Below are 10691 nucleotides of genomic sequence, written 5' to 3' on the forward strand. Positions count from 1 at the left end.
CGCCCCTCCCGCGACCCTCGCCGGTCCCTCGCGTCCCGGCCACATGCGGCTAGGGATCTCGACAGCGGCCGATAATCGGCGCATCGTGAGCGCGCTAGTTGATCACTCGCAGAGAGGATCCCTGATGGCGCGTCACCCCCGGTCCATCCGGTCCCGGGCGATCCCCGGGCGGATGCTCCCGATCGCCGTCGCCGCCGTGAGCGTCGTCGCGTTCGCGCCCGCCGCCTCCGCGGACGGGCACGGCCACGGCCACCACCACGGCCACGGTCACGGTCACTTCACCCCCGGCGCCCCCGGAGTCGGCGACCCCTACTTCCCGCTGGAGGGCAACGGCGGCTACGACGTCCGGCACTACTCGCTCGACCTGAGCTACGACCCCGACTACGACCAGCTCGACGGCACCGTCACCATCACCGCGCGGGCCACGCAGAACCTGTCGCGGTTCGACCTGGACCTGTCCGGCATGGACGTGGAGCGGATCTGGGTGGACCGGCACCGGGCCCGCTACGAGCGCAAGGGCCAGGAGCTGATCATCACGCCGCGGCACGGGCTGCGGAAGGGGTCGGTCTTCCGGGCGGTCGTCAAGTACGGCGGCGTGCCGCAGACCATCGTGGGCTCCCCGATCGTGTTCGGCTCCCCGTACGGGTTCCTGCACACCCCGGACGGCGCGTTCGTCGGCGGCGAGCCGAACGGCGCCCGCACCTGGTTCCCGGTCAACGACCATCCGAGCGACAAGGCGACCTACGACTACACGATCACGGTCCCGGCGGGCCTGACGGTCGTCGCCAACGGGCGCCCCGACGGGCACCGCTCCGCCACCGCCTCGTTCAGCCGCCGCGCCGAGCGGACCCGCGCCGAGGTGTTCAAGTGGCGCGAGGACAGCCCGATGGCGAGCTACCTCACCACGATCGACATCGGCAAGTGGGACGTGAAGCAGGGCCGCACGCCGGGCGGCGTCCCCAACTACACGGCCGTCGATCCGGTCCTCCTGGCCAGCCAGCCGGACGCGGTGGACTTCTTCTACGACACCACCAGCGAGGTCACCGACCTGTGGTCGAAGACGTTCGGGAAGTACCCGTTCGCCAGCACCGGCGCGATCGCCGACGACGCCCGCTTCAACGGGCAGCCGCTCGGGTTCTCGCTGGAGACGCAGAGCAAGCCCGTGTACTCCGCCGTCCGCAGCACCGGCACGATCGCGCACGAGCTGGCGCACCAGTGGTTCGGCGACGCGGTGTCGCCGGAGCGCTGGAAGGACGTCTGGCTGAACGAGAGCTTCGCGACCTGGGCCGCCTGGTACTACACGGAGGTGAACGGCGGGCGGACCGTCCACGACGCGGCCCGCGCCACCTACGCCGCCCGCCCGTTCCCCGACCGTGAGGGACGCCCGTTCTGGTCGGTGCTGACCGCCGACCCGCAGCGCGACACCATGTTCAACGACCGCGTCTACAACGGCGGCGGCATGATGCTGCAGTTCCTCCGGGAGAAGATCGGCGACGACGAGTTCTTCACCCTCCTGCGCACCTGGTACGCGCAGCACAAGTACCGCAACGGCAACACCGCGCAGTTCACGTCGCTGGCGCAGCGGATCTCCGGCCAGGACCTGAGCGGGTTCTTCAAGGACTGGCTCTACTCCCCCATCAAGCCCGAGATCCCGCAGGACTGACCCCGCGTGCGGACGGGCCCCGGCGGGCTGCCCGCCGGGGCCCGTTCTGTGCCGAAATACCTGGTGGGCACCCGCCGGAATCTCTAGGCTCCCGGCAAGTGGGGGTCCTTCCGTGGGTGTGGTGGTACGGCTTCCGGCGGCACACCGCGTATCCGCTCGGCTCGCTGACCGAGTCGCTGACCAACACCGTCTTCGGCTTCATGCGGGCGTACGTCCTGCTGGCGCTGTGGGCCGTCCGGCCGTCCCTCGGCGGGTACGACGCCGCCGACGCCGTCACGTTCTGCTTCATCACGCAGGCGCTGATCGGGCCGGTGCAGATCTTCGGCGGGATGGACCTCACCGAGCGCATCCGCAACGGCGACGTCGCGATCGACCTGTACCGGCCGGTCGGGCTGCAGGGCTGGTGGCTGGCCGACGACCTCGGCCGCGCGGCGGGCTCCCTGCTGCTGCGCGCCGGACCGCCGCTGCTGGCCGGCGCGCTGGTCTTCCCGTTCCGCGCGCCCGCCCCGGCGAACCTCGCCGCGTTCGCGGTCGCGCTCGTCCTCGCGGTGACGGTCGGCTTCGGGCTGCGGTACCTGGTCGCTCTCGGCATGTTCTGGCTGCACGACGACCGCGGCCTGCAGGCCGTCACGCTCGTGATGTCGCTGTTCTTCTCCGGGATGATCCTGCCACTGGTCGTCTTCCCCGGCCGACTCGGCGACATCGCGCAGGCGCTGCCGTGGGCCGCGCAGATCCAGGTGCCGGCGGACGTGTTCCTCGGCCGGCACACCGGCGCCGGGCTCCTCGGCGCGCTGGCCTTCCAGGCGGCGTGGGCGCTGGCGCTACTCGGGGCCGGGGCACTGCTGACGCGGGCCGCCAGGCGGAAGCTGGTGGTGCACGGTGGCTGACCCGGTGCTGACCGGCACGGTGCGGATGTACGGGCTGCTCGCCTGGACGTGGATCCGCGCGGCGGCGCAGTACCCGGTGTCGATGGTGCTGCTGGCGCTGACGACGGCGGCCGTCACCGGGCTGGACGCGGCCGCGATCCTGCTGCTGTTCGCGCACGCCCCGCGCATCGCCGGGTTCGCGGCGCCCGAGGTCCTGTTCCTGTACGGGACGTCCGCGCTGGCGTTCGGCATCTCCGACATCGTGCTCGGCACGACCGAGCGGCTCGGGTACCACGTGCGGCAGGGGACGCTGGACGCGATGCTGGTGCGGCCGGTGAGCCCGCTCGTCCAGATCGCGACGGAGGAGTTCTCGCCCCGGCGGTTCGGCAAGCTCGTCCCGGCCGTGCTCGTCCTCGCGTACGCGCTGGCGGAGGCGGACGTGGCCTGGACGCCCGGCCGGGTCGCGATGGTCCCGGTCATGGTCCTGTGCGGGACGGCGATCTTCGGCGGTCTGTGGGTGCTGACCGGCGCGGTGCAGTTCGTGCTGGTCGACAGCCACGGCGCGAGCAAGTCGGTGACCTACGGCGGCGCGTTCCTCACCCAGTACCCGATGACCATGTTCGCCCGCGACTTCGTGCGCGGGGTGACGTTCGTCGTGCCGCTGGCGTTCGTCAACTGGCAGCCCGCGCTGTACGTCCTGGACCGCCCCGACCCGCTCGGGCTGCCGGCGGCGGCCCGGTTCGCCTCGCCGGCGGTGGCCGTGCTGGTGTGCGCGCTGGGCGCGGTCGCGTGGCGGACGGGGCTGCGGCACTACCGATCGACAGGGAGCTGATGCCGGTGCCGATGATCGAGGCCGCGGACGTCGTCAAGTCGTTCACCGTCCGGACCCGCTCGGGCGGCCTGCGGCGGGCGCGCCGGACCGTGCGCGCGGTGGACGGCGTGTCGTTCACCGTCGAGCCGGGCGAGTTCGTCGGGTACCTCGGCCCGAACGGGGCCGGGAAGTCCACGACGATCAAGATGCTGACCGGGATCCTCACCGCGTCGTCCGGCACGCTGCGGGTGTGCGGGCTGGACCCGTCGCGGCGGCGCACCGTGCTCGCGCGCCGGATCGGGGTGGTGTTCGGCCAGCGGACGACCCTGTGGTGGGACCTGCCGCTGCGCGACAGCCTGACCCTCGTCCGGCGGCTGTACCGGGTGGAGGCGGCGGCGCACCGGGCGCGGCTCGCCGAGCTGACCGCGCTGCTGGAGCTGGAGCCGTTCCTGGACACCCCGGTCCGGCAGCTCAGCCTCGGCCAGCGGATGCGCGGCGACCTCGCCGCCGCGCTGCTGCACGACCCGGAGCTGCTCGTCCTGGACGAGCCGACGATCGGCCTGGACGTGGTGAGCAAGGCGACCGTCCGGGAGTTCCTGGAACGCGTCAACGCCGAGCGCGGCACCACGATCCTGCTGACCACGCACGACCTCGGCGACATCGAGCGGCTCTGCCGCCGCGTCATGATCGTCGACCACGGGCGGCTGGCCTACGACGGCGGGCTGGACGAGCTGCGCCGCACCGTGGCCGCCGACCGGCTGCTCATCGTGGAGCTGGCCCGGCCGGGCCCGCCGATCACGCTGGACGGGATCGAGGCCGAGCGGGTGGAGGGGCCGCGGCAGTGGCTGCGGCTGCCGCGCTCGGCGAACGCGGCGGCGGTCGTCGCGGCGCTGACCCGCGACCACGAGATCCGCGACATCGCGCTGCGCGAGGCCGGGATCGAGGAGGTGCTCGCCGGGCTCTACCGGGGCGACCACGCGTACTGGTGCTCGGGCCGGCCGGTGGCGCCGTAGCGCAGCGTCACCACGACCCGCCCGGCCTGGGCGAGCGCGGCGAGGTAGCGCTGCGCGGTGGCGCGGGAGACGCCGACCTGGTCGGCGATCTCGGCGGCGGAGCGGGGCGCGTCCGCCCGCCGCAGCGCGTCGCTGACCAGCCGCGTCGTCACCGGCGACTGGCCCTTCGGGGCGGGCGGCTGGCCGTGCAGCGGCGCGTACAGGGCGCGGACCGCGCCGTCCAGCGCGGCCTGCGTCAGCTCGTTCCCGCCGGACAGCGCCTCCCGGTACCGGGCGTAGGCGGTGAGCCGGGCCCCCAGCGCGGCGGCGGTGAACGGCTTGATCAGGTAGTGCAGGGCGCCGTGCCGCAGCGCCTCCCGCACGACGCCGGGGTCGGCCGCCGCCGTCGCCATGATGACGTCGGCGCCCAGCTCCGGCAGCAGCGTCAGGCCGGAGCCGTCCGGCAGGTAGACGTCCAGCAGGACGAGGGCGGGCTCCAGGTCGGCCGCCATGGCCCGGGCCTGCGCGGCGGTGTGCGCGAGGCCAGCGACGGTGAAGCCGCGCAGCCCCGCCACGAAACCCGCGTGGACCTGCGCGACCCGGAAGTCGTCGTCCACCACCAGAACATCGATCACCGCATCGCCTCCGCGCCGAGAACGCCCGGAATCCGGGCGACGGCCACCGCTCCACTTCCGCCGGGCCCGGCCGTTCCGGCGTCCACGAACGTCACGTCGCCGTCGCGGGCGCGGGCGGTGCGGCGCGCCAGCCCGAGGCCGAGCCCGCGCGACCGCCCGGAGGCGGCGTCGCGGGTGGAGATCCCGTCGTCGAACACGGCGTCGCGGAGGCCGTCCGGCAGGCCGTCGCCGGAGTCGGTGACGGTGACGTGCAGGTCGCGGCCGTCGCCGAGCAGCTCGATCTCGACGCGGGCGGGCCGCCGGTGGCCGAGCCGGGCCGCCTCGACGGCGTTGTCGACGAGGTTGCCGACGACGGTCGTCACGTCGAGGGGGTCGGCGACGCGGCCGGGGACGTAGCTGCCGGCGCCGATGTCGAGCCGGACGCCCTTCTCCGCGGCGACCGCGCCCTTGGCCGACAGGAACGCGCGCAGGTAGGGGTCCGACAGCGGGTCGGGGAGGTTGTCGGGCGCGGGGGCGCGGCGGGCGGCGTCGTCCATCAGCGTCCCGACGTACTCGGCGGCCTCCTCGCTGTGCCCGAGTTGGAGCAGGCCGGACAGGGTGTGCAGCCGGTTGGCGTACTCGTGCCGCTGCGCGCGGCGGGCGTCGAAGAGGGTGGAGACCGAGTCCAGCTCGCGGGCGAGGGTCTCCAGGTCGGTGCGGTCGCGCAGCGTGATGACGGCGCCGAGGTCGCGGCGGTCCCGGCGGACCGCCCGCCGGTTGACGACCAGGACCCGCTCCCCCGCCGTGACGAACAGGTTCGCGGCCTCGCGCTCGCCGGTCAGGACGTCCCGCAGCGTGGTCCCCGCGGCGGCGAGGTCCCCGGCGGGCGCGCCCGGCTCTGGGGTGACGCCGAGCAGCCGGGACGCCTCGTCGTTGCAGACGGCGATCCGCCCCGCGGAGTCGACCGCGACGACGCCCTCGCCGACGCCGTGCAGCACCGCCTCCCGCTCGTGCACGAGCTCGACCAGCTCGTACGGCTCCAGGCCGAGCGTCTGCCGCTTCAGCCGGCGGCCGATCGCGACGGACGCGGCGACGCCGAGCAGGACGGCGCCGGCGACGAACAGCGACATCTCCCGCAGCACGTGCCCGAGCTCCCGGTCGATCGCGCGGGCGTCGAACCCGACGCTGACCTCGCCGAGGATCTGCCCGTTCCGCCCGTACAGCGGCACCTTGCCGCGCGCGGACAGGCCGAGCGTGCCGCGCTCGACCCGCACGACCTCCCGCCCGGCCAGCGCGTCGGACGGATCGGTGCTGACGTGCTCGCCCAGCCGGCTCGGGTTGGGGTGGGAGAAGCGGATGCCGCGGCTGTCGGTCACCACGACGAACAGCGCCCCGGTCCGGACCCGGATCCGCTCGGCCCGGTCCTGGACGATGTGCCCGGGATCCCCGGCGGCGACGGCGTCGGCGATCTCCGGGTCGACGGCGACGGTGCGCGCCACCGTCAGCGCCCGCTGGCCGTACTGGTCGCGGAGCCGGCCGTCCAGCATCCAGGCGACCAGCCCGTAGCCGAGGACGGCCACCACGACGACCACGCCGACCTGGAGGATCAGGACCTGCCGGGCGAAGGAGATGCGGGGCCGGACGGACATGACGTGTCACGGTAATCCATGCGGGCCCGGCCGCCCAGCCCCCCGGTGAGCAGAACGCGCAGAAGTCCGGATAACGCGGTTAACGTGGGGATTCGCGGCTTGCGAGCACATCGCGGGCAAGGGTTCCGGTGACGGGCGCCACATTCGTACGGTGCCGCCGTGTCCGAACGAGCATTGCCCCAAGAACAGAGCCCCGAGCGGCCCGCCGGACCGCTGATCGAACTGGACGGCGCGGCCAAGCGCTTCCGGTCGGCCGGCGGCGTGCACACGGCCGTCCGGGACCTGCACATGTGCGTGGGTCCCGGCGAGTTCGTCGCCGTGGTCGGCCCGACCGGCTGCGGCAAGTCCACCACCCTGTCCCTCGTCTCCGGCCTGGAACCGGCGTCCGAGGGCCGCATCCTCGTCCACGGCAGGGAGGTGGACGGCATCCCGGACGGCGTCGGCTACATGTTCCAGAACGACGCCGTCCTGCCGTGGCGGTCCGTCCTGGACAACGTCGCGGCCGGCCCCCGCTACCGGGGCGCGTCCAGGCGCGCGGCCCGCGACCGCGCCCGCGACTGGGTCGCGCGGGTCGGCCTGGCGGGCTTCGAGGGCTACTACCCGCACCAGCTGTCGGGCGGGATGCGCAAGCGCGTCGCGCTCGCGCAGACCCTGGTGAACGAGCCGTCCGTGCTGCTGATGGACGAGCCGTTCTCCGCCCTCGACGTCCAGACCCGCGGCCTGATGCAGGACGAGCTGCTGCGCCTGTGGTCGGGGTCGGGCGCCGCCGTCGTGTTCGTCACCCACGACCTGGAGGAGGCGCTCGTCCTGTCCGACCGGGTCGTGGTGATGACCGCGGGGCCCGCGACCATCAAGGGCACGTTCGACGTGCCGCTCGACCGGCCGCGGGACGCCGAGGAGGTCCGGCTGACCGGCGAGTTCCTCGACATCTACCGCGAGGTCTGGGACTCGCTGCGCGAAGAGGTCCAGATCACCCGCGAGAGAGGGGCCGGCAATGCCGCGTGACGCGGAGACCAAGACCACGGCGACCATCGAGAAGGCGCCGGCCGCGCGGGCGGCCGATACCGGTGACCGCGGGGAGCTGGCGGCGATCGCGCGGGCGCGCACCGCCGGGCTGCGCCGCGCCCTCGGCATCAACGCCGTCCGCGTCGCGCTCGTCGCGGCGTGGCTCGGGTCGTGGGAGCTGGCCGCCCGGCACGTGATCGACCCGTTCTACTACTCGATGCCGTCCAAGATCTGGGAGCGGCTGGTCGGCTGGTTCACCGACGGCACCTCGCAGGGGTCGATCTGGGAGCAGATCTCCGTCACGCTGCAGGAGGCCGTCGCGGGCTTCGCGCTCGGCGCGGCGGGCGGCGTGGTCCTCGGCATCGTGCTCGGCCGCAGCCGGTTCCTGTCGGACGTGTGCGCGCCGTTCATCAAGGCCGTCAACGCGATCCCGCGCATCATCCTGGCCTCGCTGTTCATCATCTGGTTCGGCCTCGGCATGCAGTCGAAGATCGCGACGGCGTTCGTGCTGGTGTTCTTCGCGGTGTTCTTCAACGCCTTCCAGGGCGCCCGCGAGGTGGACCGGAACCTGGTGAACAACGCGCGGATCCTCGGCGCCGGCCGGCTGCAGGTGCTGTGGACGATCGTGGTGCCGAGCGCCACGTCGTGGATCCTCGCGTCCCTGCACTCGGCGTTCGGGTTCGCCATCATCGGCGCGATCGTCGGCGAGTACACCGGCGCCGACAGGGGCCTCGGCCTGCTCATCAACCACTCGCAGGGCGTCTTCGACGCGGCCGGGATCTACGCCGGGATGATCATCATCACCGTGCTGGCCCTGCTCGCGGAGTACCTGCTCACGCTGCTGGAGGGCCGGCTGCTGCGCTGGCGCCCCGCCGTCTCCGGCCACGACATCCAGATCTGACACCCCCATCAGGAGAACCGCCATGCCCAGCACCACCGTGCGGGTGAGCGCCGCCGCGCTCGCCGCGCTCACCGCCCTGTCCGCCCTGTCGGCCTGCCGCGACTCCCACTCCGGTGGGGACGGCGCGTCCGGCGGCAAGGTCAAGATCATGGTCGGCGGGATCGACAAGGTCATCTACCTGCCCGCCAAGCTCACCGAGCAGCTCGGCTACTTCAAGGAGCAGGGCCTGGACGTCCAGCTGCTCACCGAGCCCGCCGGGGCGCAGGCCGAGAACGTGCTCATCGCCGGGGACGTGCAGGCCGTCGTCGGCTTCTACGACCACTCCATCCACCTGCAGACCAAGGGCAAGTGCGTGGAGAGCGTCGTGCAGATGGCCGACGTCCCCGGCGAGGCCGAGATGGTCGCGGCGTCGAAGGCCGGCTCGCTGACGTCCCCGGCCGGGTTCAAGGGCAAGAAGCTCGGCGTCACGAGCCCGGGATCGTCCACCGACTTCATCACCCGCGCGCTCGCTGTGCGGAACGGCGTGCAGACGTCCGACTACACGACGGTGAAGGCGGGCGCGGGCCAGACGTTCATCTCCACGATGGACAACGGCGGCATCGACGCCGGCATGACGACCGATCCCACGATCGCCAAGCTCGTCAGCACCGGCAAGGCGAAGGTCATGGTCGAGATGCGCACCGAGGAGGGCACCCGGGAGGCGCTCGGCGGGCTGTACCCGTCCAGTTCCCTCTACATGGACTGCGCGTACGTGCGGTCGCACGGCGAGACCGTGCAGAAACTCGCCAACGCGTTCGTCAAGACGCTCGGCTGGATCAAGGCGCACAAGCCGGCGGAGATCGCGGCGAAGATGCCGAAGGACTACGCGGGCGGCGACCCGGAGCTGTACGAGAAGGCGATCGGCGACTCGATCAGCATGTTCAACGGGGACGGCGTCATGAAGCCGGAGGCCGCCGAGAACGTCCTGAAGGTGCTGGCGCAGTTCTCCCCGGAGGTGGGTGAGAAGAAGGACCAGATCGACCTGGCCAAGACGTACACGACCCAGTTCGTGACCAAGGCGAAGCAGTCCTGACCGGACGACCGGACGCGGGCCGGGCCTTGCGCGGAGGCCCGGCCCGTCAGACCTTCCGCGCCCGTCAGCGCATCCGCCGGTCGGCGGGCCGGTCGTCGCGGTCCATCGCGGCGTAGAAGTCCATGTCGGCGGCGTCCTCGTCGCGGTGGCCACTCCAGCGGCGCGGCGCCCACGACGGCATCAGCAGCGCGAGCCCCATCATCCCGTACAGGCCGGAGCCGAGCAGCATGCGCAGCCCGAAGTCCATGTCGCCCGCCGGCGGCACCTTGCCGGGCAGGTCGAGGACGCGGCCGGGGTCGACCAGGAACCAGGCGGAGAGGCCGAGCAGCGCGAGCGCGGGCACCAGCGAGACCAGCGGCGACGCCCACCGCGCGACGATGATCACGCCCATCACCAGGCCCACGGCGGCGAGCAGGGCGAACGCCCCGTAGATGCGGGTGCGGTCGGTGATCTCCTGCCCGGTCCCGTCGAAGGACCGGCCGGCCTGCACGTAGCCCCACGCCGCGCCGTACACCAGCGCGGGCGTCAGCAGGACGCCGAGGACGAAGCCGAACGCATGGCGCACCGCGCATCACTTCCATTCGCACGCGCCCGGCACCGGGCGCGCCTCATTCCGACAGCGCCCCAATCACAACATGCGAATCGGGCAAGGCGCAGTAGATCCGTACTAATGCATGTGAACTCCGTCCCCGGGTACGGCGTCGCACATGTAGCGCAAGATCACATGGGGCACTGCGCTCCGCCGCTCCCCGGTCCCCCCGCCGGCAGGCGTGACGGCAATGGGCGCACGCGTGCGAAGGGGGATCGGATGGTCCAGCTCCTGGACCGCGTCACCACCACGGGGGGCGGCGACCGGCCGGGCGAGACCCGGACGACACGGCTGGTGGACGGCGCCACCGACGGCATCACGGTGCTGTTCGCGGCGTGGACGCTCATCTACCACCTCGGCCTGCTGATCCGGCCGCCGACCTCCGCGCTGCTCGTGGTGTGGCTGCTCGGCACGGGCGCCGCTCGGCGCGCTGACCGCGCCCGTGCCGACGTCTCTTATCCCAATCTGCCGCTGCCGACGAAGACGCAAGGCGAGAAGCTCGTAGGACGTGGAATCAGCACACACAACA

At 72.8% G+C, this 10691-nt stretch carries 11 protein-coding genes; 8 read left to right on the forward strand and 3 right to left on the reverse strand.

From position 1 onward, the window contains the following. The first annotated feature begins 124 nt into the window (after positions 1-124). The 4 genes from HUX53_RS21385 to HUX53_RS21400 all read left to right on the forward strand — a co-directional run bounded on the left by HUX53_RS21385 (position 125) and on the right by HUX53_RS21400 (position 4353). Positions 125-1663: a M1 family metallopeptidase gene (locus HUX53_RS21385; protein WP_176405001.1), complete on the forward strand. Its 1539-nt coding sequence runs from the start codon at positions 125-127 to the stop codon at positions 1661-1663. A gap of 98 nt (positions 1664-1761) precedes the next feature. Next, complete coding sequence (locus HUX53_RS21390) at positions 1762-2550, forward strand: ABC-2 family transporter protein (RefSeq protein WP_176405002.1); 789 nt, start codon at positions 1762-1764, stop codon at positions 2548-2550. Beyond that, complete coding sequence (locus HUX53_RS21395) at positions 2543-3361, forward strand: ABC transporter permease (RefSeq protein ID WP_309237356.1); 819 nt, start codon at positions 2543-2545, stop codon at positions 3359-3361. Before HUX53_RS21390 ends, HUX53_RS21395 begins: the two co-directional genes overlap by 8 nt. A gap of 11 nt (positions 3362-3372) precedes the next feature. After that, complete coding sequence (locus HUX53_RS21400) at positions 3373-4353, forward strand: ATP-binding cassette domain-containing protein (protein ID WP_176405008.1); 981 nt, start codon at positions 3373-3375, stop codon at positions 4351-4353. Here HUX53_RS21400 and HUX53_RS21405 read toward each other — a convergent pair. Both HUX53_RS21405 and HUX53_RS21410 read right to left on the reverse strand, forming a co-directional pair. Then, positions 4302-4967, reverse strand: coding sequence for a response regulator (locus tag HUX53_RS21405; RefSeq protein WP_176405003.1), 666 nt, complete (start codon positions 4965-4967; stop codon positions 4302-4304). The genes HUX53_RS21400 and HUX53_RS21405 overlap by 52 nt on opposite strands. Next, positions 4964-6595: a sensor histidine kinase gene (locus HUX53_RS21410; protein WP_217919708.1), complete on the reverse strand. Its 1632-nt coding sequence runs from the start codon at positions 6593-6595 to the stop codon at positions 4964-4966. The genes HUX53_RS21405 and HUX53_RS21410 overlap by 4 nt, the downstream gene beginning before the upstream one ends. Positions 6596-6754: 159 nt before the next feature. On the opposite strand from HUX53_RS21410, the gene HUX53_RS21415 reads away from it, so the two are divergent. Genes HUX53_RS21415 through HUX53_RS21425 form a run of 3 tightly spaced genes read left to right on the forward strand, consistent with a single transcriptional unit; the run spans position 6755 to position 9573 of the window. Further along, complete coding sequence (locus tag HUX53_RS21415) at positions 6755-7600, forward strand: ABC transporter ATP-binding protein (RefSeq protein ID WP_217919709.1); 846 nt, start codon at positions 6755-6757, stop codon at positions 7598-7600. Next, positions 7590-8501 carry an ABC transporter permease gene (locus HUX53_RS21420; RefSeq protein WP_176405004.1) on the forward strand — a complete coding sequence of 304 codons (912 nt, stop codon included), beginning with the start codon at positions 7590-7592 and terminating at the stop codon, positions 8499-8501. Before HUX53_RS21415 ends, HUX53_RS21420 begins: the two co-directional genes overlap by 11 nt. Positions 8502-8523: 22 nt before the next feature. Next, positions 8524-9573: an ABC transporter substrate-binding protein gene (locus tag HUX53_RS21425; RefSeq protein WP_176405005.1), complete on the forward strand. Its 1050-nt coding sequence runs from the start codon at positions 8524-8526 to the stop codon at positions 9571-9573. 64 nt (positions 9574-9637) lie between these two features. Here HUX53_RS21425 and HUX53_RS21430 read toward each other — a convergent pair whose 3' ends face one another. Beyond that, a complete protein-coding gene (locus HUX53_RS21430) occupies positions 9638-10138 on the reverse strand; it encodes a hypothetical protein (protein WP_176405006.1) in 501 nt (166 codons plus the stop codon). 243 nt (positions 10139-10381) lie between these two features. On the opposite strand from HUX53_RS21430, the gene HUX53_RS21435 reads away from it, so the two are divergent. Then, positions 10382-10691 (forward strand): hypothetical protein (locus HUX53_RS21435; RefSeq protein ID WP_176405007.1); only part of this gene is annotated, 310 nt, incomplete at its 3' end.

This window comes from Actinomadura sp. BRA 177, from assembly GCF_013372625.1.
Lineage (GTDB): Bacteria > Actinomycetota > Actinomycetes > Streptosporangiales > Streptosporangiaceae > Spirillospora.